At 65.1% G+C, this 17,439-nt stretch carries 21 protein-coding genes; 12 read left to right on the top strand and 9 right to left on the bottom strand.

The features are described from left to right. Positions 1-21 precede the first annotated feature (21 nt). Complete coding sequence (locus LQK81_RS05295) at positions 22-2,115, bottom strand: Calx-beta domain-containing protein (protein WP_230804062.1); 2,094 nt, start codon at positions 2,113-2,115, stop codon at positions 22-24. A 302-nt stretch (positions 2,116-2,417) separates the two neighbouring features. Between LQK81_RS05295 and LQK81_RS05290 the strand changes: the two genes are divergently transcribed. The 10 genes from LQK81_RS05290 to LQK81_RS05245 all read left to right on the top strand — a co-directional run bounded on the left by LQK81_RS05290 (position 2,418) and on the right by LQK81_RS05245 (position 7,372). Further along, positions 2,418-2,927 (top strand): hypothetical protein, encoded by a 510-nt coding sequence (locus LQK81_RS05290; RefSeq protein WP_230804061.1) that lies wholly within the window; start codon positions 2,418-2,420, stop codon positions 2,925-2,927. A gap of 168 nt (positions 2,928-3,095) precedes the next feature. Then, positions 3,096-4,007, top strand: coding sequence for a DnaJ C-terminal domain-containing protein (locus tag LQK81_RS05285; RefSeq protein ID WP_230804060.1), 912 nt, complete (start codon positions 3,096-3,098; stop codon positions 4,005-4,007). 1 nt (position 4,008) lies between these two features. Continuing rightward, positions 4,009-4,323 carry a chaperone modulator CbpM gene (locus tag LQK81_RS05280; protein ID WP_230804058.1) on the top strand — a complete coding sequence of 105 codons (315 nt, stop codon included), beginning with the start codon at positions 4,009-4,011 and terminating at the stop codon, positions 4,321-4,323. A 40-nt stretch (positions 4,324-4,363) separates the two neighbouring features. Then, on the top strand, positions 4,364-4,540 hold the full coding sequence (locus LQK81_RS05275; protein ID WP_230804056.1) for a hypothetical protein: 177 nt from the start codon (positions 4,364-4,366) through the stop codon (positions 4,538-4,540). Between the two features lie 226 nt (positions 4,541-4,766). Beyond that, on the top strand, positions 4,767-4,979 hold the full coding sequence (locus LQK81_RS05270) for a hypothetical protein (RefSeq protein WP_230804054.1): 213 nt from the start codon (positions 4,767-4,769) through the stop codon (positions 4,977-4,979). Positions 4,980-5,000: 21 nt separating this feature from the next. Beyond that, positions 5,001-5,420 carry a hypothetical protein gene (locus LQK81_RS05265; RefSeq protein ID WP_230804052.1) on the top strand — a complete coding sequence of 140 codons (420 nt, stop codon included), beginning with the start codon at positions 5,001-5,003 and terminating at the stop codon, positions 5,418-5,420. A 19-nt stretch (positions 5,421-5,439) separates the two neighbouring features. After that, on the top strand, positions 5,440-6,357 hold the full coding sequence (gene dapA / locus LQK81_RS05260) for a 4-hydroxy-tetrahydrodipicolinate synthase (protein ID WP_230804050.1): 918 nt from the start codon (positions 5,440-5,442) through the stop codon (positions 6,355-6,357). Between the two features lie 4 nt (positions 6,358-6,361). After that, positions 6,362-6,568, top strand: coding sequence for a hypothetical protein (locus LQK81_RS05255; RefSeq protein WP_230804048.1), 207 nt, complete (start codon positions 6,362-6,364; stop codon positions 6,566-6,568). A gap of 32 nt (positions 6,569-6,600) precedes the next feature. Beyond that, on the top strand, positions 6,601-6,897 hold the full coding sequence (locus LQK81_RS05250; protein WP_230804047.1) for a hypothetical protein: 297 nt from the start codon (positions 6,601-6,603) through the stop codon (positions 6,895-6,897). Between the two features lie 136 nt (positions 6,898-7,033). Then, positions 7,034-7,372: a DUF1883 domain-containing protein gene (locus LQK81_RS05245; RefSeq protein WP_230804046.1), complete on the top strand. Its 339-nt coding sequence runs from the start codon at positions 7,034-7,036 to the stop codon at positions 7,370-7,372. A gap of 19 nt (positions 7,373-7,391) precedes the next feature. Here the strand turns inward: LQK81_RS05245 and LQK81_RS05240 are convergent, their stop codons facing one another. After that, positions 7,392-8,702, bottom strand: coding sequence for a replication-associated recombination protein A (locus tag LQK81_RS05240; RefSeq protein ID WP_230804045.1), 1,311 nt, complete (start codon positions 8,700-8,702; stop codon positions 7,392-7,394). Continuing rightward, positions 8,699-10,090 carry a DegQ family serine endoprotease gene (locus LQK81_RS05235; RefSeq protein WP_230804043.1) on the bottom strand — a complete coding sequence of 464 codons (1,392 nt, stop codon included), beginning with the start codon at positions 10,088-10,090 and terminating at the stop codon, positions 8,699-8,701. The genes LQK81_RS05240 and LQK81_RS05235 overlap by 4 nt, the downstream gene beginning before the upstream one ends. A gap of 208 nt (positions 10,091-10,298) precedes the next feature. Between LQK81_RS05235 and msrP the strand changes: the two genes are divergently transcribed. Together msrP and msrQ are read left to right on the top strand one after the other, a co-directional pair. After that, positions 10,299-11,240: a protein-methionine-sulfoxide reductase catalytic subunit MsrP gene (gene msrP / locus LQK81_RS05230; protein ID WP_230804041.1), complete on the top strand. Its 942-nt coding sequence runs from the start codon at positions 10,299-10,301 to the stop codon at positions 11,238-11,240. 2 nt (positions 11,241-11,242) lie between these two features. Then, positions 11,243-11,887, top strand: a complete 645-nt coding sequence (gene msrQ / locus LQK81_RS05225; protein ID WP_230804038.1) for a protein-methionine-sulfoxide reductase heme-binding subunit MsrQ — start codon at positions 11,243-11,245, stop codon at positions 11,885-11,887. A 307-nt stretch (positions 11,888-12,194) separates the two neighbouring features. Here msrQ and rplQ read toward each other — a convergent pair whose 3' ends face one another. From rplQ to secY, 6 genes are all read right to left on the bottom strand, one after another. Beyond that, positions 12,195-12,617 carry a 50S ribosomal protein L17 gene (rplQ, locus tag LQK81_RS05220; protein WP_230804035.1) on the bottom strand — a complete coding sequence of 141 codons (423 nt, stop codon included), beginning with the start codon at positions 12,615-12,617 and terminating at the stop codon, positions 12,195-12,197. Between the two features lie 178 nt (positions 12,618-12,795). Then, the gene (locus LQK81_RS05215; protein WP_112599102.1) at positions 12,796-13,806 is read right to left on the bottom strand and encodes a DNA-directed RNA polymerase subunit alpha; all 1,011 of its coding nucleotides are present in this window, start codon (positions 13,804-13,806) and stop codon (positions 12,796-12,798) included. Between the two features lie 103 nt (positions 13,807-13,909). After that, entirely contained in the window at positions 13,910-14,299 is a 390-nt protein-coding gene (gene rpsK / locus LQK81_RS05210; RefSeq protein ID WP_023513823.1) for a 30S ribosomal protein S11, read from the bottom strand. A gap of 266 nt (positions 14,300-14,565) precedes the next feature. Then, positions 14,566-14,934, bottom strand: coding sequence for a 30S ribosomal protein S13 (gene rpsM / locus LQK81_RS05205; protein WP_230804032.1), 369 nt, complete (start codon positions 14,932-14,934; stop codon positions 14,566-14,568). 233 nt (positions 14,935-15,167) lie between these two features. Next, positions 15,168-15,746 carry an adenylate kinase gene (locus LQK81_RS05200; RefSeq protein WP_230804029.1) on the bottom strand — a complete coding sequence of 193 codons (579 nt, stop codon included), beginning with the start codon at positions 15,744-15,746 and terminating at the stop codon, positions 15,168-15,170. Beyond that, positions 15,743-17,083, bottom strand: a complete 1,341-nt coding sequence (gene secY / locus LQK81_RS05195) for a preprotein translocase subunit SecY (RefSeq protein ID WP_230804027.1) — start codon at positions 17,081-17,083, stop codon at positions 15,743-15,745. Before secY ends, LQK81_RS05200 begins: the two co-directional genes overlap by 4 nt. Positions 17,084-17,439 lie beyond the last annotated feature (356 nt).

Here is a 17,439-nt window from a genome sequence, read left to right as displayed (position 1 = left end):
GCACGCCGGCGCCGCCCCGGCTCACAGGATGAAGTCGGAAGCCTTCAGGTTGTAGGTGCCGTCCAGAAGGATTGCGAGATCGGCCTTTCCGTTGCCGTTGGTGTCGGCTGACACGAGCGTGTCGCCGTTCTTGTGCTGGTAGCGCAGTTCGCCGGCCTTCTTGTGGAAGGCGTCGTCGCCGATGAAGACGAAAGCATTGTTGCCGCCGACGCCGGTCTTCGCATCGATCGCGGACAGGCTGATCTTGTCGCCGCTGCCGTGGCTGAAGTCGTCGATCCTGTCCCGTCCGGAAGAAGCCACCGTGGAATGGCCGGCCAGCCGGAAGACGAAGGTGTCGGCGCCCGACCCGCCCTCCAGCCGGTCCGCACCGGCGCCGCCCTCGAGCGTATCCTTGCCGGTGTTGCCTTTCAGCGTGTCGTTGCTGCTGTCGCCATAGAGGCGGTCATTGCCCGAGCCGCCGTCCAACCGGTCCCTGCCGCTGCCGCCGTAGAGCCTGTCGTTTCCGGCCGCGCCCAGGAGCTTGTCGTGGCCGGCGCTACCTTCCAGCCTGTCGTGACCGTTGCCGCCATCGAGCGTGTCGTTGCCGCTGCCGCCGACGAGGGTGTCGCTGCCGCCATAGCCGAAGACGCGATCGTTGCCGGCAGCGCCGTAAAGACGGTCTGCATTGTCCGTGCCCCGGATCACCTCGTGAATGTCGTCGTCGTTCGCGATCGTCGCCACGCCGGCCGTGATCACGTTCTTCACGATGCCGCCCACCGGCGGGGTCAGGACCAGCGAGAAGGTCTCATCGCCCTCGAAGCGTTCGTCCGCGCGCAGATCGACCGCCACGGCTGCAACCGTCTGGCCGGCCAGGAAGGTCACCGAGCCGGTCTTTCCGACATAGTCGCTGCTGCTCGAGGCGGTTCCATTCTGTGTCTTGAACTTGAATGTGAGGTTTTGATCATAAACTTCTGAAAGATGTATCTGGAATACCGCCTGCCGCACCCCCGAATTGCCCTCAACCACCGTGGGGCTCGACACGAAGGCGGAGCGGTTGCTGCCGGTGCCGTCGTCGTCGTTGACGATGCCCAGGACGCGCTCGGTCTTCTGGTCTCCGGCAAAGCGCGCGTTCTGCGGGACGGAGAGTTCCAGCCACAGCGATTCGTCGACCTCGTCGAGGTAGTCCGGATTGGCGCGGACCTCGATGAAACCGACCCTGTCGCCGGCCTCGATCACCAGTGTCCCCGTCTGGGGAGCGTAGTCGCGGTTGTTGAGGGGCGCATCGGTCGCCGAGCCCAGGACCGTGCGGAAGTCGATGCGCACCTCGTCGTCGGTCGCCTTGGACAGGACGACGCGGAAGCGCATCCCGCCTCCCTCGGTCTGGCTGGCCCGTTCGGCGAAGATGATCGGGATCGCGCCGTTGCCCGTGTCGTCGTCGAGGATGGTGGCGATCCCGGCACTGCCCTCGTGACCGTTCCTGATCGCGTCCGGCGGGTCGAAGACGAGCGAGAAATACTCGTTGAGCTCGATCGAATTGTCCTCCACGAGATCGATTGCGACCGTCGCGGTGGTCTGCCCGGCCGAGATCGTCACGGAACCGGTCTTGGCGACGTAGTCCTTGCCGGCCAGCGCCGATCCGTCGGCCGTGCGGTAGTTCAGCGTCAGATCGCTGGCGAGCGCCTCGGAGAGGTGCACCTCGAACACCGCCCGCCGCGTGCCGCTGTCGCCCTCCACGACGATCGGGCTCGAGACGAACATGGCAAGGTCGGATCCGGTGCCGTCGTCGTCATGGACGACGCCCAGGACCCGGACGACCGCAGGATTGCCGACGAAGACGGCGCCCTTGGGGTTGAACAGTTCCAGCCAGAAGGATTCGTCGACCTCGTCGAGGTAGTCGGGCCGCGCACGAACCACGATCTCCGCCTCCGTCTGCCCGGCGGGGATGACGAGCGTAGCGACCCGGTTGACGCCGGTATAATCCTGCTGGTTCAGCGGCGCATCCTTGGCGGTGCCCTCAAAGCCGCGGTAGTCGATCCTGACCTCGTCCGTCGTCGGCGCGCTCAGGGTCACCTTGTAGCGAAGATAGCCACCCTCAAGAGCCTCTACACGCGTAATGCTGATGGTCGGAACCGCCATATCGCTCTCCCGTTGAAGACTGTCTCAAGCATTTCGAACCGCAGACACACGGGGTCGTGCCCCCGTCCGGCCGTGGAGACGGGAGTCCGGTGCCCAAATTTTGTATATTAGAAATTGCTTTATCACGAGATTGCGAGCCAGGGGATAGCTCATCCTATCTATTGTGAGCGCTTTTCCGCGCTCTCCCGGCCTCTCGCGACGATTTGTTTGCGAAAAACTCTCGATTTCGACTAGATTTCCAACGACGATAGGCACGGATCGCCATCAGCCCGGTACAGGGCCAGATATGAGGCAGGTCACGCATGCACGTCTCCGTCAGGTTTCTTCTGTCCTTCGTGTCCGCGCTCGTTGCGGCCGCGCCGGCGGCTGCGGACGAGAAGGCGTTCCTGCGGTCGCTCTCCGGCGACTGGACGGGCAACGGCACCGTGATCATGCGGATCGGCAGGCCGGCGGTCAGCGTCGATTGCAGGCTTCGCTCCGACGCCGGCGCCGCATCAATCTCGATGAAAGGAAACTGCAGCGCGCTCGCCTTCTTCCGCCGGGCGATCTCCGCCGAACTCAACGCCCGGGGCGCCCGCTACAGCGGCGTCTATATCGGCCCCTCCGGACAGCCCTCGGCGCTTTCCGGACGCCGGATGGGCGGGACCATCAACCTCGCGGTTCGCTGGAACAGGGTCGTCAACGGCGACCGCAAGGCGGAGATGACGATCCAGAAGCTCGGCGACAACGGCCTGCGGCTGCGCACGGTCGACCACAATCCGTCCAACGGCAAGGCGGTGGTGACGAGCGATATCCGCCTCGTCCGCAACTGACCGCCCCGTCATTTCCAGGGCCGCCCGCAGCCTGCGACAGAATTCGCCGGCGCCTCTCCCTGTTCATTTCGCCGGCCTGCCCTATGGTTGAGATAGGAGCGGAGGCGTGCGACGTTTCGCCAGCGCGAGCGTTCCGCCTCGCCTGGCCACGGTTCGAAGGAACAGAGAATGAGCGGCAGTCCCTACGAGGTCCTCGGTGTCAGCAAGAGCGCGACGCAGAAGGATATCCAGAGCGCCTATCGGAAGCTCGCCAAGAAGCTGCACCCCGACCTCAATCCCGGCGACAAGGCCGCCGAAGACCGGTTCAAGTCCGTGTCGGCGGCCTATGCGCTGCTCGGCGACGAGGAGAAGCGGGGAAAATACGACCGCGGCGAGATCGACGAGACCGGCGCCGAGACGCCGCCGCGGCAGTATTATCGCGACTATGCCTCGGCCGGCCAGACCGGCGGGCACTACCAGGGCAACCAGAGCTATTCCGATTTCGGCGACGTGGACGACATCTTCTCCGGCTTCTTCTCGCAGCGCGGACGCGGGCAGCAGGGCGGCAAGGGGCGCGATGCCTATTTCACCATGGAACTCGACTTCCTCGAGGCGGCGAACGGCACGAAGAAGCAGATCAGCCTGCCTGACGGCCCGCCGATCGACCTGACCGTCCCGCCCGGTACCCGCGACGGCCAGACGCTGAGGCTGCGCGGCAAGGGAGAGCCGGGCCACAACGGCGCGGCTGCGGGCGATGCCCGCATCGAGATCCGTGTGCGGCCGCATCCCTTCTACAGGCAGGACGGCGACGACGTCCGCTACGAGATCCCGATCTCGCTCACCGAGGCCGTGCTCGGCGGCAAGATCCGCGTGCCGACGCTCGACGGCGCCGTGAACGTGACGATCCCGCCGCATTCGAACACCGGCAAGACCCTGCGCCTGAAGGGCAAGGGCCTGCACAGGCAGGGCGGCGGCCATGGCGACGCCTATGTGACGCTGCAGGTCGTGCTGCCGCAGACGCCCGACCACGAACTCACCGCGTTTGCGGAGCGCTGGGAAGCCGGAAAGGCGCAGGCACCGCGCCGACACATGGGAGGCTGAGATGAAAGACACCGACCTCTGCCGCAACCTCGAGATCGAGATCACCCTTCTCGACAGCTGGATCGCGCATCGCTGGCTGGTGCCCGAGGAGCGCGACGGGATGCGCCTGTTCCACGACGCCGACCTCGCCCGCGCGCGCCTCATCCAGGACCTGATCGGCCCGATGGGGGTCAACGAGGACGGCGTCGACGTCGCCATGCAACTGCTCGACCAGATCCACGGCCTGCGTGGTAGACTGGGCCTGCTGATGCAGGCGATCCGCAGGCAGGACGAAGAGATCCAGCGGCGCATCCTCGCGCTCATCGACGAGGAATAGCGCGCCGCGCACGGGACCATCATCACGACGGGAGATTTCCATGCCCACCGACAAGTCCGAAAAGTCGAAGACCAGGAACACGCCCCCGAAGGACACGCCGCAGAAGGAAAAGGAGAAGCGCAAGAAGGAAGACGAATATCTGGACGAGGCGCTGGAAGAGACGTTTCCGGCAAGCGATCCGATCGCCCCTCCCAGGTTCGACGACGCCAAGAACTGACCAGCGCGTGCGCAAGGTCTCCCGATGGTCTTGCGCCTAGGAAGGCCGCTCGCGCCATGGCCGCGCATCCGCAGCGCGGCCTGCTGCCATCCGCAGAACCTTGGCTGCGGCTGCCGGCGGCGCCATAGGCCTTTATGAATTTCTTACGCCCGGCGTCGGCTTTCCCAATCGAAATCATACCCATGACCATCCTAGATTCCGGACATCGTCAACTGGATACGATGTCATGGCCTCCGATCATGCACCGACGCCGCTGAGCACGCGGACCGTTTTTGCCAAAGCCGTCATGGATGCTGCAGAAAAGGCGCGGCGGCGACGCGCCCGCCGATCCGTAGCGCATTCATTCCGGAATCCCGGCCGCGCCGGCACACGGTTGCGGCTCGGCATCGCCCTGGCGCTGATCGCCGCCGGCATCGGTTGGCTCATCCTGTTCGGCTAAGCGCGGGTCGCGACCATGCCCATGCACACTTCGACAGACGTTCCCTCTCATCCGACGCAGCCCCAGCCGCTCGACGACGCCGATCCGGTGCCGGCGCTGCGCCTTCGGATCGCGGCCGCCCGCGTCCTGCGCGAACATCTCGTCTGGGAGGCGCTGCGCGTGCTGCCGGCGCTAGCCAACGTCCGTGAGACGCACGATGCCTTCGCCCGCTTCCGTCAGTTGATGGAACAGGACGATCTCGACAGCGCCGTCCTGCTGCTGGCCGCATCGGCCGCCCCACCACGCGCACTGCTCGACCAGGCGCTCGTAGACGGAATCTGGACCTGCCGGCTCACAACGGAGACAGCCCCGCGGTGCCGGCGCATCCATGCCGCCCACCACCCGGACCGTCCCGCATCGTTGCTCGCGGCCCTTGTCGCCTCCGACGACATCAATGCCTGAGATACCCATGGAGATTCTCATGTCCCCCTTCCACGCCTTTCTCCCCCGCGGCGCGGTCTGCGACCTCGTCACACCCTTTCGCGGCGGCACGCTCGACAGGATCGGCCTTCTGACCCTCGTCGAATGGCAGATCAGGAGCGGTATTTCCGGACTGCTCGTCTGCGGCGAAGCCGGAGAGGCGCCGACGCTGACCATGGACGAGCGCTACAGCATCGTCCGGACCGCGGTGGAGGTCGCCGAACGCACCGTCCCCGTCCTGGTCGGCTGTGGTACCAACTGCACGGAATCCACCATTGCGCTGACCGCTCAGGCCAAGGCGCTCGGCGCCGATGCGGCGCTGCTGACGGTGCCCTACTACAGCAGGCCCTCGCAGGAGGGTATCTTCCGCCACTTCGAGACGGTCGCCGCGGCCGTCGATATCCCCCTCATCATCTACAACGCGCCCGCGCGCACTGCCGTCGACCTCTCCCCGCGCACCATCGAACGGCTGGCAACGATCGCATCCGTCGCAGCCCTCGTCGACTGCACGGGCGACGTCTCGCGTTTCGCGCAGACCGTACCTGATCTGCGGGCCCGACTGCTCCACTACTGCGGTCACGAGCCGGCAGCCTGCCCATTCAGCCTTTGCGGTGGTGGCGGCGCCTTCTCGATTGCGGCAAATGTCGCACCTCGCCTGACTTCGGCGCTTCACAATGCGCTGCGCACCGGCAACATCGACGTCGCCTACGCGCTGCAGGAACGCCTGATGCCGCTGCAGACGGCGCTGGAGGCGGAAAACACCGTCGCCTGCGCCAAGGATGCGCTATCGCTGGTGCTCGGACTTTCGGCAGAGGTCCGGCTGCCGCTGACACCGCCGTCGCTCGAAGTACAGAAGCTGCTGCGCAGCGCGATCGCCGGCCTGCCGGAACGCGCCGAACTCCTGAGCCGGACGGCATAACGCCATGAACCGCCACAAGATCAATCCGTCCGGCGGCCAGACGCCGCTCTCCCCTTCCCCTTCACCGGAGCGCGCGACCGATCGCCGGCCTGCCGATACGGCAAGCCCGGGTCCCGGCATGCTGGCGTTGCGCCACATCGGATTGCGGCTCGGCATCACAGTCCTGATCGCCGGCGCCATCCAGATGATCAGCAACTGGTCGGCCGGCTGACATCATCATCGTCAACAAAGGAAACCTGCATCATGCAACGTCGAACGCATCGCCTTTCCGTCGGTACCCGGCCCGCCCGTTTCACGGTCGGGCGTGACCATCACGGCTGGTGGGTCGTGCAGGACGGGCTCGGCAAGGTTGGTGGCCTTTTCGCCAGCGAAGACGCAGCGCTTCATTTCGCCAGAGAGGAGAGCGACCGCAATCCGGCCGCGGTCTGCCGGGCGCCCGAGGGCGTTGCGGTCGAACTCGATGCCCTACCCCGGCGCCTTCAGCGCCCTCGCCAGGGCAAAGTTCGCGGGCCAACTGCATGGAACCGCAAATCGAGCTGACCGGGATGGGTTCTCAAACGCACCACGCGCCACTGCCGATCATCCTTTGCGCCGTGGTTTTTCGCGGCTCCGGCGCCAACCGATCCTTAACCGCTGCCATGCATGGTGGCGGCGCACTAAGGCAGCAAGGACGGCAATGGCGCAGACCTCCCTCCCCTATACCCACTACGACCTGCAGGACATCCGCGAAGGCGTGGTGATCGAGATCACGTTGTCGGCCGTTGCCAATGTCCGGCTGATGACGCATGCCGATTTCGACCTGTTCAGGAACGCGCGCCAGCACAAGTTCCTGGGCGGCGTCGCCAGGCAGACGCCCATCCGGCTGACCATCCCCAAGAGCGCCCACTGGCATGTGGTCATCGACACCGAGGGGCACTCCGGCAAGGTCGAATCCTCGATCCGGGTCGTGCAGAAGCCGAAGGCGAAATCCGGCCCGCGCATTTCCCCGCCCTCGCGGCAATCCGCCCAGCGCTGACGACAGGCTGCTGTGCCGGTCAGCCGTTGCGCTCGCGCCTGAGCTTCGCCCACCAGTCGAGCCGCTTGCGGATATCGCGCTCGAAGCCGCGCTCCGGCGGGTCGTAGAAGGTCTGCCGGCCCATCCGTTCCGGGAAGTAGTCCTGCCCCGAAAACGCATCCGGCTCGTCGTGGTCGTAGCGATAGCCGTCGTTGTAGCCCTCGCTCTTCATCAGCTTCGTCGGTGCGTTCAGGATGTGCTTCGGCGGCAGCAGCGAGCCGTTTTCCTTCGCCGCGCGCGTCGCCGCCTTGAAGGCGGTATAGACCGCGTTCGATTTCGGCGCGGTGGCGAGATAGACGCAGGCTTGAGCGAGCGCCAGTTCGCCCTCCGGCGAGCCCAGGAAGTCATAGGCATCCTTGGCCGCGTTGCACACGACCAGCGCCTGCGGATCGGCGAGCCCGATGTCCTCGACCGCCATGCGCACCAGCCGGCGGCCGAGAAACAGGGGATCCTCGCCGGCATCGAGCATCCGGCAGAGATAATAGAGGGCCGCATCCGGATCGGAACCGCGGACGGACTTGTGCAGGGCGGAGATCAGGTTGTAGTGGCCGTCCTGGGCCTTGTCGTAGACCGGGGCGCGGCGCTGGACGATGCGGAACAGGTCTTCCTGCGCGAAGACCTCGCCGGGCCGCGCCGCCCGCCAGACTTCCTCCGCCAGCGTCAGCACTGCGCGGCCGTCGCCGTCGGCCATGCGCAGGAGTGCGGCGCGGGCGCCGTCGTCGAGCGGCAGCGGTTTGTCCTCGGTCGCCTCCGCCCGCTTGAGGAGCTCGCCGAGGCTGTCCTCGTCATGTGGCTTGAAGGTGAGCACCCGGGCGCGCGACAGGAGTGCGGCGTTGAGTTCGAAGGACGGGTTCTCGGTGGTGGCGCCGACGAGCACGATCGTGCCGTCCTCCATCACCGGCAGGAAGCTGTCCTGCTGGGCGCGGTTGAAGCGGTGGATCTCGTCGACGAAGAGCAGGGTCTGGCGTCCGCCCATGCGGCGCTGGCGGGCGGCGTCGAAGACCTTCTTCAGGTCGGCCACGCCGGAGAAGATCGCCGAGATCTGCTCGAAGGCCAGTTCCGCCTCGCCGGAGAGAAGCCGGGCGACGGTGGTCTTGCCGGTTCCGGGCGGCCCCCAGAAGATCATCGAGCCCAGCGAGCCGGACGCGATCATCCGCGTCAGCACGCCGTCCTCACCGGTCAGGTGCTCCTGTCCCGCCACCTCCTGAAGCGACTGCGGCCGCAGGCGATCGGCCAGCGGCCGTTTCGCCGCCATGCCTGCCGGTTCGGAGGTGGCGAAGAGGTCGCTCATCGGAAGAACTGCCGGATGCGCTGGCCGTCGCGCTCGATCTCGACGCGCCAGACGGAGGGGTCGTCGCCCACCAGTTCCTCCAGCACCTCGGTGGAGGCAACCTCGGTGCCGTTCAGTTCGACGATGATGTCGCGCGGCTTGAGCCCGATGCGGGCCGCGGGCGAGCCGCGGTTGACGTCGGTGACGACGACGCCCTCGGTGCCGGCCGGCATGCGCAGTTCGTCGGCGACGCGCGGCGAGAGATTGGCGACGACGGCACCCGAGAAGGGATTGCGCCCCTCGATCAGCCGTTCGTCGCGCGGGGTCGTCTCCGGCGGGCGGTCGAGCGCGATCGTCAGTTCCTCCTGCTTGCCGCCGTCGCTGACGCTGAGCTTCGCCGTGCCGCCGATGCCGACCGTCGCCAGCCGGTAGCCGAGCGCGTCGGGATGTTCCACCTCGATGCCGTTGACGGCGGTGACCACGTCGCCGGGCTTCAGGCCCGCCCGTTCCGCCGGGCTGCCGGGCAGGACCTTGGACACGAGCGCGCCGCGGGCCTTGGTCAGGCCGAGCGCCTCGGCGACGTCGGAGGTCACCGCATCGAAAGTCGCGCCGACGAAGGGCCGGTCGAAATTGGTGCTGCCGCCGACCGCGCTTGCGATGAACACCTTCACCAGATTGGCGGGGATGGCGAAGCCGACGCCGTTGGAGCCGCCGCCGCGCGAGAAGATGGCCGTGTTGATGCCAATCAGCTCGCCCTTCATGTTGATCAGCCCGCCGCCGGAATTGCCGGGATTGATCGAGGCGTCGGTCTGGATGAAGAAGCCGAAGTCGCCAGCCCTGACCTGGTTTCGCGCCAGCGCCGAGACGATGCCGCTCGTCACCGTCTGGCCGACGCCGAAGGGATTGCCGATCGCCAGCACGAGGTCGCCGACCTCGACGGCGTCGCTGTCGCCGAGCGGCAGCATGTCGAACGTCTCCTTCGCCTCGATCTTCAGCACCGCGAGATCGACGCGGTCATCCTTCAGCAATACCTTGCAGGGATACTCGCGGCCATCGGCAAGCGCGACCTTGATGTCGTCGGCGCCCTGGATGACGTGATTGTTCGTCACCACGATGCCGTCCTTGCCGACGATGACGCCGGACCCGAGCGAGGACTGCTTCTGCGTCCGGTTCGGCATGCGCTGGCCGAAGAATTCCTCGAAGAACGGATCGTTGAACACTGAGCGCTGCTCGACCATCCGCTCGGCATAGACGTTGACGGTCGCGTTCGCGGTCTTCTTGACCAGCGGCGCGAAGGACAGCTGCATCTCCGTCTGCGAGCCGGGAACAGCCTTTTCCTGCGCGATCGCCGGGGCGGAGACCGTGAGCAGGAGCAGGGTTGCGGTAGCGAGGCCGTGGCCGAATTTCATTTCAGATTCTCCCTTACGATGCCGCCACGTTCAGATAAGATCTGGCACGAAAAAAGGCAAACGCGCCAAGGCGATCTACGCCCGGGAACCGCGCCGGCCCGCGCACGAAATCGTGCGCGACGCGCCTCTATCGAAATGGCTGAAACTTTGCTGTCATGCCTGCCGTAAAGTCCTGCGAGAGGCCCCTTGTTCCGCAGAGGAAAACGATATGACTGCTTACCGTCCCCCCAGGATCGCGACAACGGAGATCACCCCGGAACCGATCTTCCTCAACAGGCGCAGCTTCATCGGCGCCACGGCGGGAGGGCTGCTTGCGGCCGGCGCGTCCGGTTCGCATGCGGCAGAGCTGAAGGCCGCCGCCTCCGCCTTCGGGACCGACGAGGCAACGACGCCCGAGAAGGACGTCACCAACTACAACAATTTCTACGAGTTCGGCATGGGCAAGGGCGATCCGGCCGCCAACAGCGCCGACTTCAAGCCGAACCCGTGGACGATCAAGGTCGGCGGCATGGTCGCCAAGCCGCGGGAATTCGGCCTGGAGGAACTCCTGGCGATGCCGCTGGAGGAGCGGACCTACCGCATGCGCTGCGTCGAGGCCTGGTCGATGGTCATCCCCTGGATCGGCTTTCCGCTGGCGGGCCTGCTCGACAAGGTCGAGCCGCTCGGGAGCGCCAAATACGTCGCCTTCGAGACGGTCGTACGACCGGAACAGATGCCGGGCCAGTCCGGCTATTTCCAGCCGCTGCCCTGGCCCTATGTCGAGGGGCTCAGGCTCGACGAGGCGCGCCATCCGCTGACGATCCTGTCGGTCGGCCTCTACGGCAAGACGCTGCCGAACCAGAACGGCGCCCCGGTCCGCCTCGTCGTGCCGTGGAAATACGGCTTCAAGGGCATCAAGTCGATCGTGAAAATCACGCTGACCGACCAGCAGCCGCCGACCACCTGGAACCTCTCCGCCCCGAGCGAGTACGGCTTCTACGCCAATGTGAACCCGGTCGTCGACCATCCGCGCTGGAGCCAGGCGACGGAAAACCGGATCGGCGAAGGCGGCTTCTTCGGCGGCAGCCGCCGCGACACGCTGGCCTTCAACGGCTATGGCGAGGAGGTCGCTGGCCTCTATGCCGGCATGGACCTGGCGGCAAACTACTGACCATGGCCTCGATCCCCGCCCTGCCCCGCAAATATCACGGCGCCTCGGTCTGGGCGCTCTATGCGCTCGGCTTCATCCCGGCCGTCTTCGGCTTCTATCTCGGCGCAACCGGACAGTTGCCGGGGAACGCGATCAAGGAGTTCGAGCACCTGCTCGGCATCTGGGCCCTGCGCTTCCTGATCGCCACGCTCTGCATCAGCCCGATCCGCGACCTGTTCGGCATCAACTGGATCCGCTACCGCCGCGCGCTCGGGCTTCTGGCGTTCTGGTACGTGGTCATGCATTTCTCGACCTACATGATCCTCGACAAGTACCTGGATTTCCCGCAGATCGTCGCTGACATCGCCAAGCGCCCCTTCATCACCATCGGCATGGCGGGTTTCGTCATGCTGATCCCGCTGGCGCTGACATCGAACAACTGGTCGATCCGCAGGCTCGGGCCGCGGTGGAACCGGCTGCACAGGCTCGTCTACGTCATCGCGGCCGCTGGTGCGCTGCATTTCGCGATGTCGGTGAAGGTCGTGGGGCCGGAGCAGATGATCTATATCGCGCTCGTCACGGCACTCCTCGTCTGGCGGCTGTTTCGCCCGCGCTTCAACCAGTGGCGGCGCGGAACGGCGGGACGGCCGGGCATGGGGCGGGCGTAGCGGCCCGCAATGCCTTAAACCGCCCCTCATCCGCCTGCCGGCACCTTCTCCCCGCGAGCGGGGAGAAGGACGGATGCCGCGGGGCGCCGCATCCCACAGGGCCTGTTTCTGACAAGGTCCGTGGCCTGCAGGTCATCTCTCGCCCGATGCACACTCGTCCCCTCTCCCCGCTTGCGGGGAGAGGGTTAGGGTGAGGGGCAGGTGCATGCCATGTTCTGCACACATCGAGGTGATCTGGAATCCACTAGACGCAAAAAGGCCGGGCGCTTTCGCACCCGGCCTTTTCATTTCATTCCGTTGCCTGAAATCAAGCGGCTTCGGCAGCAGCCTCGGCTTCAACGCGGGCCTTGTCGGCTGCGCCCTTGGCGGAGACGTCGCGATCGACGAACTCGATGACGGCGAGCGCTGCGTTGTCACCCGTACGGAAGCCGGCCTTCATGATGCGAAGGTAGCCGCCGTTGCGGGTGGCGTAACGGGTCGCAATCGCGTCGAACAGCTTCGAGACGGCGGCGGCGTCGCGGATCTGCGAGATCGCCTGACGGCGGGCATGCAGGTCGCCGCGCTTGCCGAGGGTCACGAGCTTTTCGACGATCGGACGGATTTCCTTCGCCTTCGGAAGGGTGGTCACGATCTGCTCATGGGTGATGAGCGAGGCAGCCATGTTTGCGAACATCGCCTTGCGGTGGCTGGCGGTACGGTTCAGCTTGCGGCCGGCTTTCTGGTGGCGCATTGCTATTCTCCTTTGATGCAGGTCTCCCGATATCGCATCGGTCCTGCCGTTTCCTGGCACATACAGGCGACTTGCCTGCTGTCTGACGGGGAAAGGCAGCGAAAAAACCTGCCTTCTATTTCACTTCAATCGGCGCGGCATGCGAGCGGCTGACCACCCGCATGCCGTTTTGTGCCGCTCAATACTGGTCTTCGTAGCGCTTGGCCAGATCTTCGATGTTCTCGGGCGGCCATGCCGGCACTTCCATGCCGAGGTGCAGGCCCATGGAAGCGAGAACTTCCTTGATCTCGTTCAGCGACTTGCGACCGAAGTTCGGCGTGCGCAGCATCTCTGCTTCGGTCTTCTGGATCAGGTCGCCGATGTAGACGATGTTGTCGTTCTTCAGGCAGTTCGCCGAGCGGACCGAAAGCTCCAGCTCGTCGACCTTCTTCAGAAGCGCCGGGTTGAACGCCAGTTCGGTGACCGATTCCTCTTCGGCTTCCTTCTGCGGCTCGTCGAAGTTGACGAACACGGCAAGCTGGTCCTGCAGGATACGGGCCGCGAACGCGATCGCATCTTCGCCGGTGACGGAGCCATCGGTCTCGATGGACATCGTCAGCTTGTCGTAGTCGAGAACCTGGCCCTCACGGGTGTTCTCGACCTTGTAGGAGACCTTCTTGACCGGCGAGTAGAGGCTGTCGACCGGGATGAGACCGATCGGAGCGTCTTCAGCGCGGTTGCGCTCGGCCGGAACGTAACCCTTGCCGTTGTTGACCGTGAACTCCATGCGGATCTCGGCGCCCTCGTCGAGGGTGCAGATCACGTGGTTCGGGTTGAGAATCTCGATGTCGCCAACCGTCTGGATGTCACCGGCGGTCACGACGCCCGGGCCCTGCTTGCGCACGACCATGCGCTTCGAGTCATCGCCATCCATCTTGATGGCGATTTCCTTGATGTTGAGCACGATGTCGGTCACGTCTTCCCGTACACCCGGGATCGACGAGAATTCGTGCAGCACGCCGTCGATCTGCACTGCGGTGACGGCAGCACCGCGCAGCGACGACAGAAGTACGCGGCGAAGCGCGTTGCCGAGGGTGAGACCGAAGCCGCGCTCGAGCGGTTCTGCCACGAGCGAGGCCTTGGTGCGGCCCGACGAGGAGAACTCCACCTTGTTCGGCTTGATCAGTTCCTGCCAGTTTTTCTGGATCATGTCTTTTGCCTTCCGTTCGCCACCACCATCCAATCGTGGCGGCCGAGCCTTGAAGAGCCGGCGGCGCGAGAGACGCGCCGGCCGGCATCACGAATGCGAATGATCAGACGCGGCGCTTCTTGCGCGGACGGCAGCCATTGTGCGGGATCGGCGTGACGTCGCGGATCGAGGTGATCATGAAGCCGGCAGCCTGCAGCGCGCGCAGTGCCGATTCACGGCCCGAACCCGGACCGCAGACTTCGACCTCGAGCGACTTCATGCCGTGCTCCTGGGCCTTCTTGGCGCAGTCTTCGGCGGCGATCTGGGCGGCAAACGGGGTCGACTTGCGCGAACCCTTGAAGCCCTTGGCCCCGGCGGACGACCAGGCAATGGCGTTGCCCTGTGCGTCGGTAATGGTGATCATCGTGTTGTTGAACGAAGAATTGACGTGAGCAACACCGGAGGTGATGTTCTTGCGTTCGCGACGGCGGACGCGTGCGGCTTCCTTGGCCATGGGTATTCCTTTCGTTGATCTCGACACCGCCGTAGTTCCAGCGGCTCCACCGGGTTAGGAGCACTTCCGCCCCTGCCCTGAATTGTCATGTGCACGTCGCCATGATCGGCTAGCGTGCGGCGATATCGTCACTGCCGTAGTGCCAGCAGCTCCACCGACCGGGACAACCTCAAAAGACGGTCGCCGCAAATTGCGGCCGAGGCCCCGCTCGAAACTCAAAAGAGGCCGGCGCAAACGCCAGCCTCCCCATTCCCCATTTCGGGAAATTACTTCTTCTTGCCTGCGATGGCCTTTGCCGGGCCCTTGCGGGTGCGGGCATTGGTGTGCGTGCGCTGGCCGCGGACCGGCAGGCCGCGACGGTGACGCAGGCCGCGGTAGCAGCCGAGGTCCATCAGGCGCTTGATGTTCATCGAGGTCTCGCGACGCAGGTCGCCTTCGACCTGGTAGTCGCGGTCGATCGCTTCGCGGATCGCCAGAACCTCGGCGTCGGTCAGCTGATGGACGCGACGGTCGGCGGGGATGCCGACCTTCTCGGTGATTTCCTGTGCAAACTTCGGACCGATCCCGTGAATGTAGGTCAGCGCGATGACAACGCGCTTTGCAGTCGGGATGTTGACGCCAGCGATACGAGCCACGCCTGTTCTCCTTGCTTCCAGTTGCCATCCGGCAAGTGGTTTTTTCTTCGTCATGCGACCGCGAGGCCGCGCGTTCAATTTCGAGCTTCGGGACATGTCAAAAGCGACCGCACCCGGATCTCGTTCTTTCGAGAAATCCGCGCCGATCGCTAGCTTGTCGCGAGTTGGCGCTCTCTTAAGAGGAATCGGCCGGGAAAGTCAACCCCGCCCGGCCCATTTGGCAGATCGATGGCCTAAGCCAGGATCCTGCCGATCTCTGCGGTCACCGCCTGGACGTCCGCCATGCCGTCGACCGTCTTCAGCTTGCCGGTGGAGGCGTAGTATTCCGACAGCGGCGCGGTCTTCTCGCGATATTCCGCCAGGCGACGCTCAAGAACTTCCGGCTTGTCGTCCTGCCGAACGGTTCCGCCCGCCGCGATGGTTTCCGCGACGCGGCTCTCCATCCGCTTGAGGAGCGCCTTCTCGTCCACCTTCAGTTCGATGACGGCGTCGAGCCCGAGGCCCTTGCCGGCCAGGATCTCGTCGAGCGCCTGCGCCTGCGGGACGGTGCGCGGGTAACCGTCGAGGATGAAGCCTTTCGAGCAGTCAGCCGAATCGATCCGGTCGGAAACGATCTCGTTGACGATCGCATCGGAGACGAGCTGACCGGCATCCATCACCGCCTTCGCCCGCTTGCCGACCTCCGTCTGCGCAGCAACGGCGGCGCGCAGCATGTCACCGGTGGAAAGCTGGGGAATGCCGTGCTTCTCCGTCAGGAGCTTCGCCTGCGTGCCCTTGCCGGCACCCGGCGGCCCCAAAAATATCAGTCTCATCGTCCCCTCTTTCCTCCACGCAGCTTTGACTTCTTGATCAGCCCTTCATATTGCTGGGCAATCAGGTGACCCTGAATCTGTGCTACAGTATCAAGGGTGACGCTGACAACAATCAAAAGCGACGTACCACCAAGGTAGAAGGGCACGCCGGTCTGCGCGATCAGGATTTCCGGAAGGATGCACACAAAGACCAGGTAGATGGCGCCGAGGACCGTGATGCGGGTCAGCACGTAATCGATATATTCCGCGGTCCGCTCGCCCGGGCGGATGCCCGGGATGAAGCCGCCGTGCTTCTTCAGATTGTCGGCCGTGTCCTTCGGATTGAAGACAATGGCCGTGTAGAAGAAGGCGAAGAAGGCGATCATGGCGGCGTAGAGCACCATGTAGAGCGGCTGGCCGTGGCCGAGGGCGGCGACGATCGTGGTCGCCCAGCCCGGCAGTTCGGCGGTGTTGCTGAAGCCCGCCAGCGTCGCCGGCAGGAGCAGCAGCGAGGAAGCGAAGATCGCCGGGATGACGCCCGCGGTGTTGAGCTTCAGCGGCAGGTGCGAGGTGTCGCCCTGGAACATGCGGTTGCCGACCTGTCGCTTTGGATACTGGATCAGCAGCCGGCGCTGGGCGCGCTCGACGAAGACGATCAGGGCGATGACGGCAACGGCCATGACGACGACCGCGGCAATGACGCCGAAGGAGAGCGCGCCGGTGCGGCCGAGTTCCAGCGTGCCGGCCATGGCGGTCGGCAGATGGGCGACGATGCCGGCGAAGATGATCAACGAGATACCGTTGCCGATGCCGCGCGAGGTGATCTGTTCGCCGAGCCACATCAGGAACATCGTGCCGCCGAGCAGCGAAATCACGGTGGAAATGCGGAAGAACCAGCCCGGATCAAGCACGAGCCCCTCCCCGCCCTCAAGGCCGACGGCGATGCCATAGGCCTGCAGCGTGCCGAGAAGCACGGTGCCGTAGCGGGTGTACTGGTTGATGATCTTGCGGCCCTGCTCGCCTTCCTTCTTCAGTTGCTCCAGCGAGGGAACGACCGAGGTCATCAGCTGAACGATGATCGAGGCGGAGATATAGGGCATGATGCCGAGCGCGAAGATCGCCATGCGCTCCACCGCGCCGCCCGAAAACATGTTGAACAGGCCAAGGATGCCGCCGGACTGCCCCTGGAAGGCACGGGCGAAGGCATCGGCGTTCAGGCCGGGCAGCGGAATATAGGTACCGAGGCGATAGACCAGCAGCGCGCCCAGGGTAAACCAGAGCCGCTTCTTGAGGTCCTCTGCCTTGGCAAAGGTGGAAAAGTTGAGATTGGAGGCGAGTTGTTCCGCTGCCGATGCCATGCGTTTCTCCGCGTCACCATGTCCGGGAGACGGCCTGGCAGGCCCGGCCCGGACAACGGCTGAACCGTTGCAGCGCGCGCTGTCCGGAAGGAATTCCCGGCCTGATGCGACACGCTCGAATTTCTGTCGCCAAGCCTCGCGATGACGCGAAGCAGGCGGCACGGAGGGTAAACCGGGCGGAGCGCGGATTGTCAAGCAATCCCGACCCTCCCCCTGGCCGATACTCCCTGGAAACAGGCGGAGCCATCCCGCCCGATCCTGCCAAATGCCTGAGATCGCCCTCGATATCAGGAATTGGGCAGCTCAACCGTCGTCGCTGCAGCGACGTCTTGTCCCCTGGCTCCTGGCTGCAAGCT

It is taken from the genome of Rhizobium sp. GN54, from assembly GCF_021026345.1.
Taxonomy (GTDB): Bacteria; Pseudomonadota; Alphaproteobacteria; order Rhizobiales; family Rhizobiaceae; genus Mycoplana.
Note: the sequence above shows the minus strand (reverse complement) of the source record. Positions and strands in the feature narration are given on the sequence as shown.

What these genes read in the sequence shown, in the direction of transcription:
- LQK81_RS05295 (WP_230804062.1), bottom strand. Translation starts at nt 2,115, where the DNA reads ATGGCGGTTCCGACCATCAGCATTACGCGTGTAGAGGCTCTTGAGGGT.
- LQK81_RS05200 (WP_230804029.1), bottom strand. Translation starts at nt 15,746, where the DNA reads ATGAGACTGATATTTTTGGGGCCGCCGGGTGCCGGCAAGGGCACGCAG.
- msrQ (WP_230804038.1), top strand. Translation starts at nt 11,243, where the DNA reads ATGGCCTCGATCCCCGCCCTGCCCCGCAAATATCACGGCGCCTCGGTC.
- LQK81_RS05245 (WP_230804046.1), top strand. Translation starts at nt 7,034, where the DNA reads ATGGCGCAGACCTCCCTCCCCTATACCCACTACGACCTGCAGGACATC.
- rpsK (WP_023513823.1), bottom strand. Translation starts at nt 14,299, where the DNA reads ATGGCCAAGGAAGCCGCACGCGTCCGCCGTCGCGAACGCAAGAACATC.
- msrP (WP_230804041.1), top strand. Translation starts at nt 10,299, where the DNA reads ATGACTGCTTACCGTCCCCCCAGGATCGCGACAACGGAGATCACCCCG.
- LQK81_RS05240 (WP_230804045.1), bottom strand. Translation starts at nt 8,702, where the DNA reads ATGAGCGACCTCTTCGCCACCTCCGAACCGGCAGGCATGGCGGCGAAA.
- LQK81_RS05280 (WP_230804058.1), top strand. Translation starts at nt 4,009, where the DNA reads ATGAAAGACACCGACCTCTGCCGCAACCTCGAGATCGAGATCACCCTT.
- secY (WP_230804027.1), bottom strand. Translation starts at nt 17,083, where the DNA reads ATGGCATCGGCAGCGGAACAACTCGCCTCCAATCTCAACTTTTCCACC.
- rplQ (WP_230804035.1), bottom strand. Translation starts at nt 12,617, where the DNA reads ATGCGCCACCAGAAAGCCGGCCGCAAGCTGAACCGTACCGCCAGCCAC.
- LQK81_RS05215 (WP_112599102.1), bottom strand. Translation starts at nt 13,806, where the DNA reads ATGATCCAGAAAAACTGGCAGGAACTGATCAAGCCGAACAAGGTGGAG.
- LQK81_RS05235 (WP_230804043.1), bottom strand. Translation starts at nt 10,090, where the DNA reads ATGAAATTCGGCCACGGCCTCGCTACCGCAACCCTGCTCCTGCTCACG.
- LQK81_RS05290 (WP_230804061.1), top strand. Translation starts at nt 2,418, where the DNA reads ATGCACGTCTCCGTCAGGTTTCTTCTGTCCTTCGTGTCCGCGCTCGTT.
- LQK81_RS05265 (WP_230804052.1), top strand. Translation starts at nt 5,001, where the DNA reads ATGCACACTTCGACAGACGTTCCCTCTCATCCGACGCAGCCCCAGCCG.
- LQK81_RS05250 (WP_230804047.1), top strand. Translation starts at nt 6,601, where the DNA reads ATGCAACGTCGAACGCATCGCCTTTCCGTCGGTACCCGGCCCGCCCGT.
- LQK81_RS05255 (WP_230804048.1), top strand. Translation starts at nt 6,362, where the DNA reads ATGAACCGCCACAAGATCAATCCGTCCGGCGGCCAGACGCCGCTCTCC.
- LQK81_RS05270 (WP_230804054.1), top strand. Translation starts at nt 4,767, where the DNA reads ATGGCCTCCGATCATGCACCGACGCCGCTGAGCACGCGGACCGTTTTT.
- LQK81_RS05275 (WP_230804056.1), top strand. Translation starts at nt 4,364, where the DNA reads ATGCCCACCGACAAGTCCGAAAAGTCGAAGACCAGGAACACGCCCCCG.
- dapA (WP_230804050.1), top strand. Translation starts at nt 5,440, where the DNA reads ATGTCCCCCTTCCACGCCTTTCTCCCCCGCGGCGCGGTCTGCGACCTC.
- LQK81_RS05285 (WP_230804060.1), top strand. Translation starts at nt 3,096, where the DNA reads ATGAGCGGCAGTCCCTACGAGGTCCTCGGTGTCAGCAAGAGCGCGACG.